This is a genomic window from Mycolicibacterium gadium, assembly GCF_010728925.1.
In the GTDB taxonomy this organism is placed as follows: Bacteria; Actinomycetota; Actinomycetes; order Mycobacteriales; family Mycobacteriaceae; genus Mycobacterium; species Mycobacterium gadium.
Window position 1 is genome coordinate 374,327 of the sequence record NZ_AP022608.1, and the last position, 16,913, is coordinate 391,239.

Annotated in this window: 17 protein-coding genes and 1 pseudogene; 11 read left to right on the top strand and 7 right to left on the bottom strand. The window is 64.9% G+C overall.

What is annotated here, in order from left to right:
• The first annotated feature begins 8 nt into the window (after positions 1-8).
• From G6N36_RS01750 to G6N36_RS01765, 4 genes are all read left to right on the top strand, one after another.
• Positions 9-2,291 (top strand): heavy metal translocating P-type ATPase, encoded by a 2,283-nt coding sequence (locus G6N36_RS01750; protein WP_163684432.1) that lies wholly within the window; start codon positions 9-11, stop codon positions 2,289-2,291.
• Between the two features lie 26 nt (positions 2,292-2,317).
• On the top strand, positions 2,318-2,596 hold the full coding sequence (locus tag G6N36_RS01755) for a YHS domain-containing protein (RefSeq protein ID WP_163684434.1): 279 nt from the start codon (positions 2,318-2,320) through the stop codon (positions 2,594-2,596).
• 70 nt (positions 2,597-2,666) lie between these two features.
• On the top strand, positions 2,667-2,996 hold the full coding sequence (locus G6N36_RS01760; RefSeq protein WP_163684436.1) for a metal-sensitive transcriptional regulator: 330 nt from the start codon (positions 2,667-2,669) through the stop codon (positions 2,994-2,996).
• Between the two features lie 76 nt (positions 2,997-3,072).
• A complete protein-coding gene (locus tag G6N36_RS01765; protein ID WP_163684438.1) occupies positions 3,073-5,196 on the top strand; it encodes a heavy metal translocating P-type ATPase in 2,124 nt (707 codons plus the stop codon).
• Between the two features lie 173 nt (positions 5,197-5,369).
• Here G6N36_RS01765 and G6N36_RS01770 read toward each other — a convergent pair whose 3' ends face one another.
• Positions 5,370-6,257, bottom strand: a complete 888-nt coding sequence (locus G6N36_RS01770; RefSeq protein ID WP_163690309.1) for a hypothetical protein — start codon at positions 6,255-6,257, stop codon at positions 5,370-5,372.
• 204 nt (positions 6,258-6,461) lie between these two features.
• Positions 6,462-8,216 (bottom strand): S8 family peptidase, encoded by a 1,755-nt coding sequence (locus tag G6N36_RS01775; protein ID WP_235689946.1) that lies wholly within the window; start codon positions 8,214-8,216, stop codon positions 6,462-6,464.
• A gap of 486 nt (positions 8,217-8,702) precedes the next feature.
• On the opposite strand from G6N36_RS01775, the gene G6N36_RS29720 reads away from it, so the two are divergent.
• The gene (locus tag G6N36_RS29720) at positions 8,703-8,915 is read left to right on the top strand and encodes a hypothetical protein (RefSeq protein WP_235689947.1); all 213 of its coding nucleotides are present in this window, start codon (positions 8,703-8,705) and stop codon (positions 8,913-8,915) included.
• Positions 8,916-9,034: 119 nt separating this feature from the next.
• Here the strand turns inward: G6N36_RS29720 and G6N36_RS01780 are convergent, their stop codons facing one another.
• The 3 genes from G6N36_RS01780 to G6N36_RS01790 all read right to left on the bottom strand — a co-directional run bounded on the left by G6N36_RS01780 (position 9,035) and on the right by G6N36_RS01790 (position 11,263).
• Complete coding sequence (locus G6N36_RS01780; RefSeq protein ID WP_163684442.1) at positions 9,035-9,997, bottom strand: AAA family ATPase; 963 nt, start codon at positions 9,995-9,997, stop codon at positions 9,035-9,037.
• 110 nt (positions 9,998-10,107) lie between these two features.
• Positions 10,108-10,638 (bottom strand): hypothetical protein, encoded by a 531-nt coding sequence (locus G6N36_RS01785; protein WP_235689948.1) that lies wholly within the window; start codon positions 10,636-10,638, stop codon positions 10,108-10,110.
• Between the two features lie 139 nt (positions 10,639-10,777).
• Positions 10,778-11,263 (bottom strand): Het-E N-terminal domain-containing protein, encoded by a 486-nt coding sequence (locus tag G6N36_RS01790; protein WP_163684444.1) that lies wholly within the window; start codon positions 11,261-11,263, stop codon positions 10,778-10,780.
• A gap of 517 nt (positions 11,264-11,780) precedes the next feature.
• On the opposite strand from G6N36_RS01790, the gene G6N36_RS01795 reads away from it, so the two are divergent.
• A complete protein-coding gene (locus G6N36_RS01795) occupies positions 11,781-11,963 on the top strand; it encodes an antitoxin VbhA family protein (protein ID WP_163684447.1) in 183 nt (60 codons plus the stop codon).
• Between the two features lie 62 nt (positions 11,964-12,025).
• A pseudogene (locus tag G6N36_RS01800) lies at positions 12,026-12,606 on the top strand (Fic/DOC family protein).
• A 193-nt stretch (positions 12,607-12,799) separates the two neighbouring features.
• Here G6N36_RS01800 and G6N36_RS01805 read toward each other — a convergent pair.
• Positions 12,800-13,429 carry a hypothetical protein gene (locus G6N36_RS01805; RefSeq protein WP_163684449.1) on the bottom strand — a complete coding sequence of 210 codons (630 nt, stop codon included), beginning with the start codon at positions 13,427-13,429 and terminating at the stop codon, positions 12,800-12,802.
• A 148-nt stretch (positions 13,430-13,577) separates the two neighbouring features.
• Between G6N36_RS01805 and G6N36_RS01810 the strand changes: the two genes are divergently transcribed.
• The 4 genes from G6N36_RS01810 to G6N36_RS01825 all read left to right on the top strand — a co-directional run bounded on the left by G6N36_RS01810 (position 13,578) and on the right by G6N36_RS01825 (position 16,438).
• Positions 13,578-13,913 (top strand): AbrB/MazE/SpoVT family DNA-binding domain-containing protein, encoded by a 336-nt coding sequence (locus G6N36_RS01810; RefSeq protein ID WP_163684451.1) that lies wholly within the window; start codon positions 13,578-13,580, stop codon positions 13,911-13,913.
• Positions 13,910-14,221: a hypothetical protein gene (locus tag G6N36_RS01815; protein WP_163684453.1), complete on the top strand. Its 312-nt coding sequence runs from the start codon at positions 13,910-13,912 to the stop codon at positions 14,219-14,221. The genes G6N36_RS01810 and G6N36_RS01815 overlap by 4 nt, the downstream gene beginning before the upstream one ends.
• A gap of 482 nt (positions 14,222-14,703) precedes the next feature.
• Positions 14,704-15,357, top strand: a complete 654-nt coding sequence (locus tag G6N36_RS01820) for a nitroreductase family protein (RefSeq protein WP_235689949.1) — start codon at positions 14,704-14,706, stop codon at positions 15,355-15,357.
• A gap of 10 nt (positions 15,358-15,367) precedes the next feature.
• A complete protein-coding gene (locus G6N36_RS01825) occupies positions 15,368-16,438 on the top strand; it encodes a DUF2855 family protein (protein ID WP_163684456.1) in 1,071 nt (356 codons plus the stop codon).
• Here the strand turns inward: G6N36_RS01825 and G6N36_RS01830 are convergent.
• Complete coding sequence (locus G6N36_RS01830; protein WP_163684457.1) at positions 16,431-16,826, bottom strand: VOC family protein; 396 nt, start codon at positions 16,824-16,826, stop codon at positions 16,431-16,433. The two genes, G6N36_RS01825 and G6N36_RS01830, sit on opposite strands and share 8 nt — an antisense overlap.
• Between the last annotated feature and the right edge of the window lie 87 nt (positions 16,827-16,913).

Sequence of the window (16,913 nt, forward strand, 5' to 3'; positions counted from 1 at the left end):
TGGCTCTTATGACGACATCGACACCGGTGTCCGGCCCCAGCGTGGAACTGCGCATCGGGGGAATGACCTGCGCCTCCTGCGCCAACCGCATCGAGCGCAAGCTCAACAAGCTCGACGGCGTGGCCGCGACAGTCAACTATGCGACGGAGAAGGCCACCGTCACGGTGCCTAACGGCTACGATCCGGCGCTGCTGATCGCGGAGGTGGAAAAGAGCGGCTATACCGCCGCGCTCCCGACACCGCGCACACCGCCGCCATCCGACCCATCCGTCGACGCCCCGGACGCCGACGGTATCGGTGACCCCGACCTGGCCTCGCTGCGACACCGACTGAGGGCCTCGACTGTCCTGACGGTGCCGGTCATCTCGATGGCAATGATCCCGGCGCTGCAGTTCACCTACTGGCAGTGGGCGTCGCTCACGCTGGCCGCACCGGTCATCGTGTGGGCAGCCTGGCCGTTCCACCGGGCCGCCTGGGCCAACCTGCGCCACGGCACCGCGACCATGGACACCCTCATTTCCCTGGGAACCGTCTCGGCGTTCCTGTGGTCGCTGTACGCACTGTTTCTGGGTAGTGCCGGCACGCCGGGCATGACGCATCCCTTCGAGTTCACCTTGGCGCCGTCGCATGGCGCCGCCAACATCTACCTCGAAGTCGCTGCCGGTGTGACCACCTTCATCCTGGCTGGCCGCTACTTCGAAAAGCGGTCAAAGCGCCAAGCCGGGGCCGCGCTGCGGGCCCTGCTCGACCTGGGCGCCAAAGACGTATCCGTCCTGCGCGACGGGGTGGAAACCAAGATTGCCATTGAGCAACTGGTGGTCGGGGATGAGTTCGTCGTGCGCCCGGGGGAGAAGATCGCCACCGATGGCGTGGTGGTGTCCGGTACCTCGGCTGTCGATGCGTCGATGCTGACCGGGGAATCGGTACCCGTGGAAGTCGCTTCCGGCGACACCGTGGTCGGTGCCACCGTCAACGCCGGCGGTCGGCTGGTGGTGCGGGCCAGTCGGGTCGGCTCGGACACACAGCTGGCGCAAATGGCTGCGCTGGTCGAACGCGCTCAGACCGGCAAGGCCGAAGTGCAACGCCTGGCCGATCGGATCTCCGGTGTCTTCGTGCCGATCGTCATCGCGATCGCGGTGATCACCCTCGGTGCCTGGTTGGGCGCGGGGTTTTCGGTGACCGCCGCGTTCACCGCAGCGGTCGCGGTCCTGGTCATCGCGTGCCCCTGCGCACTTGGATTGGCCACCCCCACGGCCCTGCTGGTGGGCACCGGTCGCGGCGCCCAGATGGGTGTGTTGATCAAAGGTCCTGAGGTGTTGGAATCGACCCGCAAGGTCGACACCGTGGTGCTGGACAAGACAGGCACTGTCACCACCGGCAAGATGGCCCTGGTCGACATCATCGCGGCGCCGGGAACCGAACGTGCGGAGCTGCTGCGGCTGGCCGGGGCTCTGGAGAACGCCTCCGAGCACCCCATCGCCCAAGCCGTCGCCGCCGCGGCCGCCGAGGAACTCGAAACCCTGCCTGTCCCTGAAGACTTCGCGAATGTCGAAGGCAAAGGTGTCCAGGGCGTCGTGGACGGACACGCCGTCGTCGTCGGGCGCGAAGCACTGCTGGCCGACTGGGCGCAACACCTGAGTCCGGACCTGTCGCGCGTCAAGGCCAGCGCGGAAGCGCAGGGCAAAACCGTGGTCGCGGTCGGGTGGGATGGGCAGGCTCGCGGCGTGCTCGTCATCGCCGACACCGTGAAACCGACCAGCGCACAAGCGATCTCGCAGATGCGCGACATCGGTCTGACCCCCGTGCTGCTCACCGGTGATAACGAAGCCGTCGCTCGACAGATCGCTGCCGAAGTGGGCATCGACGAGGTGATCGCTGAGGTTATGCCCGAGGGCAAGGTGGACGTCATCGCCCGCCTCCAAGCCGAAGGCAAAACGGTCGCCATGGTCGGCGACGGAGTCAACGACGCGCCCGCGCTGGCCCAGGCCGACCTCGGTCTGGCTATGGGCACCGGCACCGACGTCGCCATCGAGGCCTCCGACATCACCCTGGTGCGCGGTGACCTGCGCAGCGCCGTCGACGCGATCCGGCTGTCCCGCAGCACACTGTCGACGATCAAGACCAACCTGTTTTGGGCGTTCGCCTACAACGTCGCAGCGATACCGGTCGCGGCACTAGGCATGCTCAACCCGATGCTCGCCGGAGCCGCGATGGCGTTCTCCAGTGTCCTCGTGGTGGGCAACAGTCTGCGCCTGCGCGGCTTCACCACCACGTCCAACACCCGCGATTAGATCACCGCCACCTCAAAGGAGACCCTATGTCCGACCATCAGTTGTCCTCGTCGAGCTGCTGCTGCAGCGGCGCGTCCGTCGAGATCGACACCTCAGCGATCGACCCGACGGCTAGGAACCTGCTCGACCTCGGCCCGCAGAACGAGACCACCTGCCCCGTGATGCCGGGGACGCCGGTGAACAAGACGGTCGCCGAGGCGGCGGGACTGTTCCGTGACTACCGCGGCCAGCGTTACTGGTTCTGCTGCAAGGGATGTGGACCACGCTTTGATCGCGACCCCGACAAGTATGCCGGCGTCGCGTGACCGCCATCCTGGTCGCGCGGAACGCGCCGGACACGCCAACTCCTTCACCACGACGCACAAGGAATCTGCCATGACCCACGCAGACGACACCGGGCACTGCCCGACAACAGGCTCAACCCATCACGGCTACATCACCGACAAAGTCAAATACCTCAAGCGGTTGAAGCGCATCGAAGGCCAGGCCCGCGGCATCAGCAGAATGATCGAAGAGGAGCGCTACTGCATCGACATCCTCACCCAAACCGACGCGCTCACCAAAGCCCTCCAAGGCGTCGCGCTGGCGCTGCTCGACGACCATCTCCGACACTGCGTCCGCGACGCAGCCGCCACCGGCGGACCGGCCGCCGACGCCAAACTCACCGAAGCCTCCGAAGCCATCGCCCGCTTGGTGCGCTCGTAACGCCCAGTGCGGGCAGCTGCGACCCACACCGTCAATGCGCGTCGACCGATAACGCCAAGCCCCTTAAGGAAAGAACATGACACACCGCGATGACCACGGCGTCGCAACATCCCACATCACCGGACACGACGACCACCACGCGCACGACGAACACCCTGCACCCGACCCAGACACAGGCCACCGGGGGCATGAAAGTCACAGCGGCCACGGCGGCCATGGCGGTGATCACGTGGGGCAATTCCGCAAGCTGTTCTGGATCAACCTGATCATCGCCATCCCGGTCGTCGCGTTCTCAACCATGTTCGCGATGCTGCTCGGCTACGACATCCCCGACTTCCCCGGCACCCGCTGGATCGCACCCCTGCTGGGGACAGTGATGTACGTCGTCGGCGGCCGCCCGTTCCTCACCGGTGCCGTGAGCGAAATCCGTTCCCGCAAACCAGCAATGATGCTGCTCATCGGACTGGCGATCACCGTCGCCTTCCTCGCGTCCTGGGGCGCCAGCCTGGGCCTGCTCCACCACGAGCTGGAGTTCTGGTGGGAACTGGCCCTGCTCATCGTGATCATGCTGCTCGGCCACTGGGTCGAAATGCGCTCGCTGGCGCAGACCACCTCAGCGCTGGACTCACTGGCCGCACTGCTGCCCGACGAAGCCGAGAAGATCGACGGCGACCACACCATCACCGTCTCGCCGTCCGACCTGCACGTCGGCGACCTCGTTGTCGTCCGACCCGGCGGCAGCATCCCCGCCGACGGCAAGATCGTCGACGGACGCGCCGACATGGACGAATCCATGGTGACCGGCGAATCCCGCCCCGTCACCCGCACCGTCGGAGACCCCGTGACAGCGGGCACCGTCGCCACCGATTCCGGACTCCGGGTCGAAATCACCGCCACCGGCGACGACACCGCCCTGGCAGGCATCCAACGCCTGGTCACCGAAGCGCAGAACTCGTCGTCGCGTGCCCAGCGCCTCGCCGACCGCGCCGCCGGCTGGCTGTTCTGGTTCGCCCTTGTCACCGCTGCCATCACCGCGGCAGCATGGACGATCGTCGGCAACCCCGACGCCTCGGTCGTACGAGCGATCACCGTGCTCGTCATCGCCTGCCCCCACGCCCTTGGCCTGGCGATACCACTGGTCGTGTCGATCGCCACCGAACGCGCCGCCAGAGGCGGCGTCTTGATCAAAGACCGCCTAGCCCTGGAAGGGATGCGCACCGTCGACGCCGTGCTATTCGACAAAACCGGCACCCTGACCAAAGGCGAACCCACCGTCACCGCCGTCGAGACCACCGCAGACTACGACGGCGACACCGTGCTCGCGCTCGCCGCCGCCGCCGAAACTGACAGTGAACATCCCTTAGCGCGCGCGATCGTGAAAGCCGCGCAGGACCGGCGTCTGGCCGTGCCCCGCGCCAGCGGCTTCTCGTCCTCTCCCGCCGTCGGTGTGACCGCCACAGTCGACGGGCACGAAATCCGCGTGGGCGGCCCCCGCCTACTCGAAGAAGTTGGCGCCCAGGAGATCCCTGCGGCCACCGCGTGGCGCGGCGAAGGCGCCATCATCTTGCACGTCATCCGCGACGGGGTGGTGCTCGGCGGCCTGCGTCTGGCCGACGAGATCCGCCCGGAATCGCGCGAAGCCGTCGATGCGCTGCACAAGCTCGGCGTCGAAGTCGTCATGATCACCGGCGACGCCGAAGCCGTCGCCAACGCGGTCGGCCACGAACTCGGCATCGACCGGGTGTTCGCCGGGGTGCGCCCCGAAGACAAGGCATCGAAAGTGGCTGCGCTGCAACATGAAGGCAAAAAGGTTGCCATGGTCGGCGATGGAGTCAACGACGCCCCCGCCTTGGCGCAAGCCGACGTCGGCATCGCGATCGGCGCGGGCACCGACGTCGCCATCGCCTCTGCTGGCGTCATCCTGGCCAGTTCCGACCCCCGCTCGGTGCTGTCGGTGATCGAACTGTCCCGCGCCAGCTACCGCAAGATGAAACAGAATCTCTGGTGGGGCGCCGGATACAACCTCATCTCCGTGCCCCTGGCTGCCGGTGTCCTGGCACCCATCGGCATCGTGCTGCCCATGTCGGTCGGCGCCATCCTCATGTCACTGTCGACGATCGTCGTAGCGCTCAACGCGCAACTTCTGCGCCGCCTCGACCTGACGCCCGAGGCCAGCACCCGTGCCGTCCTCAACCGTTAGGGGACGGTCGACCATGCGGGCACCTTGCCGACCATCGTGGGCGACGGAGAATCCCGAGCGACGGCCCTCACGCGATGCACGATAGGCATTCCATGCCGCGTGACTTCTCCGTCGCACTGACAGGGTGGAACTACGAGGCCCAGACGCGCAGTTGGCGATTTTGCGGGCATACGTCAATGCACATGGTCATGGTCTTGGTGGTCGTCTAGCGGCTCCGCCGCAGGAAGCGGCTCACTGATCGGCGCGGGCGTGGCCCCCTCAGACGCACCGCCACCGCCGGGGACGGGCGCAGGAGCTTCGACCGGTTGGACGGCCGGCGGGGGAGAGGTCGGCTCCGGATCAGGACTGTGATGGTCGTCGGCGTGTTCTGCGTCAGTTGCGTGATCATCGGATCCTGGCTTCCCAGTGGGCGCTGCAGGAGACGGCTCTGCGTGACTGTGATGGTCGTCGGTCTGTTCGGCACCGGTGGTCCCGTGGTGATGACCCACTGCTTCAGCACCGGCTGGGGCGTGGTGGCCGTGTCGCAGACCAGAGGCAGCACCCACGGTGGACGCCAGCGTGATGACCCCGATCGCGCCCATTAGCACCATGGCGCTGCCGAAGGTCGGCACCGGTTCTCCTTGCAGCCCGCGGTACCAGACCCAGCCAGCGCCCATGACAACATAAATCTGCAGCAACAGCGCGCAAAGGTCCGCGGCTTGGATCAGTTCCGCTTCACCCGCGTGGGGACCGAACGGCGCGCCAGCAGTTCTCGACACAGACCAAAGCGCAATGACGGCAAGGTTGACCATGACGCCAAGGATCAGCACCGGGGTGGTGGTTCGTGTCAGTACTAGCCGCGCCCACAACAGTTGGAACAGCGCGATGGCCGCAAAAAACAGGCCCGCTGGGATCCACTCCTGCCAGTGGGTGGGAACGACGGCGAAGTGGATGACAGAAGCGCCTAGTGAGGCGAGCGCGGCAAGCCGAGCCGCCAAGCGGCTGTCGGTCTTCTTCGCTGTCCTGGCGGCCACCGACTCAGAATGCCAGCGCCACCCTCGACACTGGTTGCACGAGGCCACATCTGAATACGAACGAGATTCATTCGTCATCAACTACTGCCGTTCTACGTAAATGAATCGGTGCGACCCTTCGTCTGCAAGTCTCAACTACCGCCGTTCGGCGATAACCAACATCGGCCCCTCCCGAGGCCTCGCCGATGCGGCGGTAGCGCACTCGCTGTTCGCGTCGGGAAAAGGCTCAGATTGTCGACGGGACTACGCGCGTCACCGTGTCCTGGTCCGCAGTCGTATTTGCAGTTGTTGACGAACTTCCTGGTGAATATCAGCACGGATGGTTGGGGCAACTTCAAGTGTCGCCGCCAGTCCGTAGCGAACCGGTGCCGCCAGGCGTCCTGCGTCGACGCGACAGTCGACGTTGATCTCCAGCGCATCGCTCGCTGTGAACGCGACGGCCCGCTGACCTTCAAGAATCTCGTGTTGAACCGTACCGTTGCGGGACACGCGCGCTTCAGCTTCCAGGCGCTCGACTCCCAGTTGCTGACGCGGCGACTCAAAAGATAAGCGGGCCATACGATGTTTGCGCGTCGCTGTGTTGACCGGGGAAAGCCAGGCCAGGGTTAGCGTCAGCCGTCGCCAGTCGGTCGTCGCAGCCAGGCTGGTCGGCAGAGGCAGTGCAAACGTCTGGCGTTGGTCGGCCGTGATGGACCCGGCGCCGAGCAGGAGAACTCTGTTGGTTGCGGCTGTGACGATCCGCTCGGCGTCGACGGCGCCGTAGCCAAGTAGCTGAGAGATGGCGCGACGGTTGAGATCGGCGCCGCCGTCTATCGTGCGGGCCAGCCCCTCGCGCATGGCGCCCCAGGATGCGGCGTGAACAAGCAAAGCCTTGGCGAGCACAGGATGGTATTCGGCGGTGGCGAACGGTGGTTCGCCGTCGCCGGGCTGTAGGGCTTCGAGCACATCGAAGATGTGGTCGGCGGTGCGTGTCGCGAGGGCGGTGGCGTTGCTGGTTCCGTGCTGATAGGCAGTTCCGTTGAGTGCGCCGCCGTGTCCGGGTGCGGCCACGCGCATACCGGGGCCGGTGATCGTTGTTTCCGCCGGATACAAGGTCGTGGTTCCTTCGGCCGAAGGCGGACGCTGGTGCAGACTCCGACCGCCGGGCAGCAGTATTTCCGGTTTTACCGAGTTGCGGTGGCCGAAACCCACGGGACTGTAGAGCGCGGGCATTCCCATGTCGGCGGTATCGAGCACCGTGTCGCTGGTTGGGGTGGTCGCGGCGTCTGCATGCAAGGCCCCCACGGAGATCACGTTCACTGCCTCAGCAGGGGAGAGGAGCCGTCGACGGCGCGCCCGCGCGTACATGGCGGTGCCCACCGCGCGCCGTAATTCGGATACATCGAACAGCGCTGCTGCGGGGATGTCGGCATCGATGGGATGGTTGCCCGCGCTGACCAGGATGAGCACGTTGTACGTGTGGGCGAGCCAGTCCAACAATTTCGCCAACGGGCTGGTGCGGCGCACGAACATCTGGATGGGATCGCCGATCGACAAGTTGACGATTCTCACGCTGGGAGCCGCAGGGTCGTGTTGCCCTTGTCGCTCGAATAGGCGTCGGAAGGCTTCATGAATGAGGTCGACTAAAAGTCGGTCCCTCAGCACGGTTTCCCCTTGGCCGTTGAACGGGTGTGGCTGCATGATCGGCCGCACGTACACGCTGCGCTGCGTCGATTCGCCGGCAGTACTGAGGTCGCCGTGGCAAATCAGTGACGCCATGGCGGTGCCGTGCTGCATCTGTGATGCGGTATAGGACGCGGCAATCTGGTCTGGATCGTCGATGACTAATCGTTTGGAGAGGGCGATGTGGCTGGCCATCGGCAGGCCATCGAGCAGGGCGATCCGTGGACGTCGGTCGGCGGGCTTCACCGAAAACGCCTCGGGTTCAAGAGGTTCGTCGGAGGGCGCTGCTGACGGAATGGTCATCGGCCGTGCCGGGGACACATACATGATGGTGTCGGTGGTCAACAGTGCGATCGCGTCGGGCCCGCGATCGAGGACCGCTTCGACCTGACTGTAGGGGATGTCGGCGAGAATGGCGTGATAGCCGATGCCGGTGATCGTCGATCGAGTGATGACTTGGCCGCCGGCTGCGGCGATGAGTTCTCGTACAGTCGTTTCGGCAACCGCCCGGCGTGCGGCATCGCGGCGGAACCACAGCTCGACTTCGACGCGGGCCGTGGTGGCTGACTGTCCCACGACGGCGACGTCTTCGCGCCAGTGCTCCAGCAGACCAGTCTCGCGGACCCGATCCTGGGGTCCCCAGCGCCTCACCTCACGCAACAAAGCAAAGACCTCGCGTAAGGGCGCTAACCCGAAAGGCATTGCCGCATCGCGGTTCTCCTGCCATCGCGCGAAGAGGGTGAGGAGCTCGACGACGGCCTGATTGTTCGACATCACAACGTAGAGGCTGTCGCTCACGGCATCGTCGCTCGGTTCGTCATCGCGTACGGCGTGGAAGTCGTCGTCGGCGGCGAACTCGTCGCCATCAACTTCGAGGAGGAACTCCAGTCCCGGCACACGGGCGGCGGCTCGCGCGAACTCGGCTACAGGCGCGGCGAGGTCGAAGACCACCACAAGCTCGGGGTCGGCTTCAGTCGTGTCACCGTCCACGTCGACTCGGCCTGCCTGCAGAGCCTCTTGGAGAGCGGCGAACTGTGGCGCTAGCCGCTGCCCCTGCCGGGCCGGTTCCGGTCCGGCGATGCGATTTCCAGGGAAGCGGGGCGCGCCGGTAGGTATGGGCCCGGTGACGGGGACGCCGAAGGACAGCGGTTGACGCGGAGCCGTCACATCTCCCTCATGGCGTTGCGCTGCTTTAGCCGCTCCCGCACAACATTCTCCACACGCCCATCGGGGAGGGACAACACATAGCGCCGCATGACATCCAGCGCGAACTCCTCAATGTCTGCGTAGCTGGCGCCGGCAAGCTTGTCGGCGAGGGTGCGCGGCGCCATACCGAGGTTCCCGCCGAGCCGCATACGCAGCTGCTCCAGAAAAGCCGTAGCCTGTGTGCGCGACGGGGGAGGCAGTGTTAACCGCACCTGAAAGCGGCGCCATGCGGCACGGTCGAGCAGTTCGCCATGATTGGTCGCGCACACGGCAACGACGTGGGAAGGCAAGCGATCGATCTGGAGGAGCAGCGTCGAAACGACGCGCTTAATCTCGCCGGTTTCGTGCGCGTCGGCGCGCTCTTTGGCGATGGTGTCGAACTCGTCGAAAAAGAGCACGCAGCGCCGAGTCCGCGCGAACTCGAAAACGTGATCGATTCGACTCGTGGTCTCTCCAAGGAAGCTGGACACAACCCCCTCGTAACGAACGGCGTAGAACGGCACCATCAACTCCGCCGCCAGTGCTTCAGCAAGCGAGGTTTTGCCGTTGCCAGGCGGTCCTTCCAAGAGGATTCTGTTACGGGGTTCCAAGCCGTGGCTGCGCAGGAGCTCGCTACGGTGATGCTCTTCGATGACCTCGGCCACCGCAGCCGTGATGGCCGGCGCCAAATGCACCTCCGATAATCGCCGCTTAGGCACTATTTCGGTGACCAGATCAGCGACCTGCCGAGCAGTGTCATCACGGGCGAGCAGACTGCGCGCACCAGCGGTGGTGATCAATTCAGACAGACGATCGGCCACAAGATGATGCTGATTGTTGCGCTCCTCGGCGATGATCGCCTCCACCAGCATGCGAAAGCGGGCGACGTCGCCACTCTGCTGGGCCTCGACCAGATCAATCACCAGGTCAGACCTCGCCATGTGGCCCCCTCCTTGCACAATGCCGCTCGCTCGATCATTGCAGATGCGCTCACCACCGCGGTACAGCTCCGCGCAGTGTCGCGCCCGCTAGCAGCGCCAACAGCCAACAGTTAGCTGTCCTCGCCTTCCATCACCGGCTCGGGCTGCCGACCGTGCCGTCGACGCCAGAGGTTGCCGACGTCGTCGGCGAACTCTAGATCGACGCGCACCTCTACCGCCCCTGGTGCGCTGTACAGCACCTCAGCAGACTGGTCTCGCGAGATGACCTGGGGGTACTTATCGACCATCTGCTGCTGCGCGTTGCGGAGAAACGAGGAAAGACCTGGGGCAGTCATGATGTGGTCGGTGACCATTCCGCCGTACGCACCGAGGTTCGCTGGCATGGCCACTATTCCGGGCGGGTACAGCGATGGGGCGCGGGAGCCGATTGCATCGAGAGTTCCGCTCATGCCGCCCGACAGAATCTCGCGGGAGAGCTCCTGTACCGAGATCTTCCCCTTCGCCGGGTAACACGAGTCTTCCAGCCGATCGCCGTCCCTGTCGACGCCGTACACGTCGACTTCGAGGTCGGTGATCGGACCGGAACTCGCGTTGGTCACGGTCACGGTCCACAGTCCCTGACCGATGGGCACGGGTTTCACGGAGGCGGGCACCGCGCGGATTCGGCCACCGCTGTTCCCAGTTTCCGTGGCGCCGATGGAGAGTAGGTGTTGTTGTCACGCCCCACGAGCACGTTCTTCTGCGTGGTGCTAAGAGATGGCGCGGAAGCAGACGAATCGTCTACTGCCCCCGCGCCTGGGGAGGGTGGGGCGGCGCCTGCGGGGCACGCGCAGCGACTCGACTGATCCGAAGATCGCCGCCAGCTGCGACGTCTTCCGCTGCAACACCGGTTCCGCCGTCGACGGCTACGTCTTCGACCTCGATGTTGCCTCCGACCGCGGCGCGGCGGATCACCACGCCGATGGTGGCTGGGAGATCCGGGGCCTGCTCCTCGACGGCCGACAGGAGAGCCTGCGCGAGGCCGTACAGCTCCACGTCGTCGCCTGCCCCGGCTTGGGTGAGCTTCTTCTCGAGCAGCGCGCGGCGAAGCTCTTCGTCCGGCTCCTGCTCCAGCCCCTCTACGTCTGCGCTGACCGAGGCGTAGCGCTTTGTGACCAGGCTTTTCACCGCGGAGTACGCGTCACCGATCGCCTGCTTCGCGGTGTCACGGGCGCCGTCGCACGCGCCAAGGGCGAGCGCCGCGACGATCAGGGTTACGGGATCCATCGGCAACCTCCAGCTCCGGCCCCACATAGCTACGCGGGGTTTGATCTAATCTAGGCGTCGATTCCGACAGACTCGGCGAACGCCGGCGAGAGCCGGGAGCCACCTGAAAATCGACGACCTGGGGCTACGACAGCACACGCGGCTGGGAGTCAGGTGGCCGCCGGCAAATCCCTTCCCGCTGGCGCGATGTATCGGCCGGGAGTCGCGTTGGTATGCCAAGGGTGCAAGTGAGGGCGCACGACAGAACGTCCGGCATGGTAGGCAGTCGGCGCGGACCATCACTTGTGAACGGATCTGTGAACGAAACAGTGCGAAACGCACGAGATCAGATGGGATGGAGCGCAACGTAGAAACCCATCGAGGGCCCCTGAACAGCACTTACGAGACGCAGATAGCCGTGTCGGATTGCTACTGACCGGCTCATAACTTAGAGGTCGCATCGACCGAATCGACCTTCCACGTGATGTCACGTTTGTCGACTAATCTTGAAGGACCGCTGGAAGGAGATGTTGCCTAGGTGACCGAGTCGAAGAAGCTCAAGCGCCGGGTCAAGGCTGTCCGAGCGATCCGCCGCAGCACCGAGCTGGAGGGCTCGAGCAGCACCGCCGCCACGCGTGCCGACCAGGACGCATACGCGCGCGGCCGCATCACGGCCGCAGAGCTGGGTGAGCGCGTGCGCCGCCGCTACAACGTCAAGTAGGGGAGCAGGCCTCGCACCCCTGGGACACCGGCGACCTCGAACGCAACTGGCAGGGCTACTTCATCCCGGGCACAGCCGTGTTGAAGAACCGCGTTCGCCCAAACCCTCGACGAAATACAGAACGCCGAAACGATCTCGTCGAGGCACGTGTTATCGACTTCGCGAGACACCCGAACTCCTGGGCGACCGCGCATACGACCTTGCCTACCTGAGCGCGATCCATCGCCAGCTGTTCCAAGACGTTTACCTATGGGCAGGAGACCTGCGCACCGTCGGGATCGAGAAAGGTGACGAATCCTTTTGCCCGCCAAAAAGTATCAGCCAGCCGATGAACCACGTCGCCGCAGAAATTCACCGCCTCAAGCGGCTCAAGACTGTGGCTAAGGCAGATCTCGCGCAGACCGTCGCCTACCTGTACGACTACACGAACTTCGCGCATCCCTTCCGTGAGGGCAATGGTCGCGCCACGCGGGAATTCTTCGACCTCCTGCTCTCCGAACGCGGCGCCGGACTCGACTGGGTGAAGACCGACCAGGCGAAGCTCTACTGCGCGTGCCATGCAGCACGAGCCGACGACGACCTCTCCGGGTTGACCGCCATGTTCGCGAAGATCCTCGACGACGAGCCCGCATACCACTACTAGTCACACCCTCGGTGAGACAAGGAATTCAGAGATGCAAGTCGAGGACAATGTGCCGCCGACGCGGCGGGGGAGTCGCATCCCTGGGCTGTGCTGGTGGTGCTCAAGTAAGGCCAGCCGGCTGTCTCCCGCGAGCGCCCGTGCGAATGCGGCTACACGCACGCCGCGAATGTTAGTGAGCGTGAACGGCTCCCACCTATAACGATGCTCCTGGGGTTCGTTTGGCCCAGCGTTCGTGAGCGGCTTGAGCCGACATCTCTGCTGCTGCACCGATTTTGGCCCAGGTCAACCGATTCTGGCGTCCCCGCACGACTGCCTGGTCGAGTTGTTCTTCGCCGGCGCGTATGGTAGCCAGTGCGGCCTTGATGGCCGCCACGGCGTCGACATCGTTGATGTGTTCGTTCCACCAGACGTCGTGCGCGGCTGTATTGCCGTCGCCGCTGATCACGTCGAGTACGTCTTCATCGGCCGCGTAGATTCGAAACGCCGCGGGGTCGTGCCGCACAGGTGATGGCACCCGTGTCCAAAGTTGTTGACTGAACCAGTGTTTTGTGGGCATTGTGTCACCGGCGCCGTAACAATTACAGGTGGCGCGCCAGCCGATGACCGCACCGGCCGGCCTGGTCGCAAACTCGGCCTGTCCGCCGTGGCTTCTGACTGCTTCCTGTCCGAATGTGCCGTCTCCGTACTGGTCGACGGCCAGGTGCCCTGGCGGAATACCTGTACCACTGATTCCTAGGGCGCGTAGGCCGTCTTCGAACTCGGCCACCAGGTAACCCTCGTGCCAGTCGCCGCCGCGATCGCCGGTGGAGTACTCCCATCCCATGGAGAACAGGGTAATCCGTATCCGTCAAGGTATCCTGATATGAATTGCGCCAAGCATCAAGAATACCTGACAAAACGCTTACTATCGGTAATGCCGTTTTGTTGGTTTACTGCTTTACAGCATTACGGCATTGCGGGATGATGGAGCTATGGCTTTCCATGGTTTCGTCGCGGTCCAGGGCCGCGGTGTCGTTGCTCTGCCCGCCGAGGTTCGGCGCCGGCTGCACCTCGATGAATCGGGGGCTCAAGTCGAGATCACCGAGCGCGAGGACGGGGTGCTTGAGCTTCGGGCGGTGCTCCCGATCCCGGCTGATCAACGCTGGTTTTGGCAGGATCGCTGGCAGCAGCGGGAGAAGGAAGTCGACGAGCACGTGGCGGCCGGGCGGGTCACCGTTCACGACGACGGCGACGCCTTGCTGGACCATCTCGATCAGCTTGACGCCCAGGCCGACGAAGCGCGGGCCAAGGCCGACCCTAAGTCGTGAAGTTCGAGACAACCCCGGCGTTCGACGCGGACTACCGCAAGCTCAAGGCTGAGCACCGAACGGCCTTCCGCGACGTGGTGATGACGAAGTTCGTCCCAGCCTGCGATGCCTACGCCGCCGATCCGGCGACCCCATGGCCGCGGTCGCTGCGCGTCAAGGCCGTGCACGGCGCGCCGGGCATCTTGGAGATGACGTGGTCGTTCGCCAGTCCCGACGGGCGAGCCACTTTCGAATTGGTCACCGTCAACCTCGAACTGCGCTGTCGGTGGCGCCGCGTCGGAGACCACGATGTCTTCAAATCCCCCTAGGCCGGGAGTCGGAGAGTGCCCGTTCGCCGCATCAGTAGGCCGCATTATCGATACTGCAGCGACGGAACGACACACCTCGCGCGTGTCGTCTGACTTGCGCACTTCACGCGGGTCTAGCCACGAGTCGTAGCGTTCGCCCATGTCCGCGGACGAACGTAGCGAACCCGCTCGGCCCGATAGCTACTTCAAGGGCGCCGGGCCGCCACCTGGCCAGCTGAAACGACACGGTGCGCGTTCCATCCGCCGGAAGCCAAACCCCCGCTGTGCCAAGAGTGTGCCATGACGCGCAGCAACGGCCGAGATAGTGGAGACGCCGTGCAACACGCCATCACGCTGAGCTGGGACAACGCGAACATCGTAGGCCCACTGAGACGCTATAGACGCTGGTCAGGGAGTTTACACACCAGCGGTCGGCGGTTCGATACCGTCCGCGCCCACCCTTGCCTCTTGACCCCGTCGCTGGCCGTGCTGGGATCGAAGACATGACGCACCAAGAAGCCTTGACCATGTCGCTCGAAGAGGCGATGCGCACGCAGCGGGCCATCCGTCGGATCAAACCGGACCCGGTCGATGACGCACTGCTGTTGCACATCCTCGAACTGGCCATGAAGGCGCCGACCGGCTCCAACGCGCAGAACTGGGAGTTCATCGTCGTCAAGGACCGTGACGTGGTCGCGAAACTCGGCCGCCTGAACCGCACGGCCATCAAGCTCGGCGGCGCTCTCTACAAGCGCGCGCTCGGCGGCCGGATGGACGACAAGATGCTCCGCAACGAGAAGGCCGTGCGGTGGCAGGCCGACCATTTCGACGAGATTCCCGTGGTCATCGTGGCGTGCCTCAAAGGTGTCGTCCCGCCGTGGCCGCCGGTCGCGGTGACCAGTGCGTACGGTTCCATCTACCCCGCAGTGCAGAACCTCCTGCTGGCGGCCCGCGCCGCAGGCCTGGGCGCGGCATTGATCACCATTCCGCTGTGGAGCAAGTTCTTGGCCCGCCGTGTCCTCGGCCTGCCGTGGAACGTCACCCCGTGCGCGGTGATCCCGATGGGCTGGCCGATCGGCAAGTACGGCCCCACGACGCGTCGTCCTGTCGGAGAACTGGTTTCGCTCGACCGGTTTGGAAATCGCGCCTTTATGTAAGGCTGGCCGCGTGAACCTGGAGCTGAATCGCAAGGACCTTCACGACACCCGCATCGTCAACGGTGACCCGCCGTCGCCTGCCGACGGCGAGGCGTTGCTCCGGATCGAATCGTTCGGGCTGACCGCCAACAACATCACGTACGCCGTATTCGGAGACGCCATGAACTACTGGGGCTTCTTCCCGGCGTCCGATCCCGAGTGGGGGAAGCTCAACGTCTGGGGTTACGCCCACGTCGAGGAGTCCCGCAATTCCGGCCTGCCGGAGGGCATGCGGGTCTACGGCTACCTGCCGTGCGCCAGCCACCTGGTGGTCGTCCCGTCGCGCGTCAACGACAAGGGCTTCTTCGACGCGGCACCGCATCGGGCGGATCTACCGTCCGCCTACCAGGGTTATCGCGACATCGAGACCGATCCCGTCTACTCGGCCGACCGCGAGGCCGAACACATCCTGTTCTTCCCGCTGTTCTTCACGTCCTTCCTCATCGACGATTTCCTCGCCGACGAAGACTTCTTCGGCGCCGACACGATCGTCATCTCCAGCGCGTCGTCGAAGACGGCGCTGATCGCGGCCTACCTGCTCGCCAAGCGCGACGGCATCGAGGTGGTGGGACTGACATCGCGGGGCAACCGGGAGTTCGTCGAGGGACTGAACGTCTACGACTCGGTGTGTCTGTACGACACGGTGTCCGAACTGCCCGGCGAGCGCGCGGTCTATGTCGACATCTCCGGCGACGGTGTGGTGCGCACCGAAGTGCACGCCCACTACGGGGATCGGCTGGCCCACAGCTCGACGGTCGGTGCCACCCATTGGACCGAAATGACATCGGGGGCAGTCGAACTCGCCGGCCCAAGCCCGGTGTTCTTCTTCGCGCCGGATCGAATCACCAAGCGCGGCAACGACTGGGGGACCGCCGAGCTCGACCGCAAGGTCGCCGAGTCGTGGGCACCGTTCGCGCAGTGGGCCGCCGGCTGGCTTCGGGTCAAGCGCATTTCGACCCAGGACGAGATCCAGCGGGCCTACCTCGACCTGCTCGACGGAAAGGTCGACCCGGCGACGGGGATCATCGTCACGCTCAGCTAGGCGGCGCGAAGAACTCCAACGCGATCCCGTCGGGATCCCGGAAACTCAGCCCTGACCCGTAGCTCTCGTCGACGATGCCGCTGTGCTCGACACCTAGGGCGTCGAGCCGTTTCACCCACTGTTCCAGCGCGGCGCGGTCCGCACATCCGAAGCCGACGTGGTCCAACCCGGCGCGGAACTCGGTGAATCGCTCATCGGGTGCTTGCTGATCATGCTGATGGATGCCGAACAAGGTGCCGTTGTCGAAAGCCCACACCAGATGATGGAAACCGGCATCGGTGTGCTCGTCGAGGACGGGTTCGGCCTCGAGCAAGGCCCGGTACCAAGGGCCGCTGACTTCGAGGTCACGCACCGTCAGCGCGACATGGTTAAGGGCCGGGAACGTCATCGTGGACTCCTCGCTGTTGTGTCTGTTGTGATCATGGACCTCCGGCCAGCCGATTGTGAGCGAACCACCTTGTGAGACGCTGCCGGA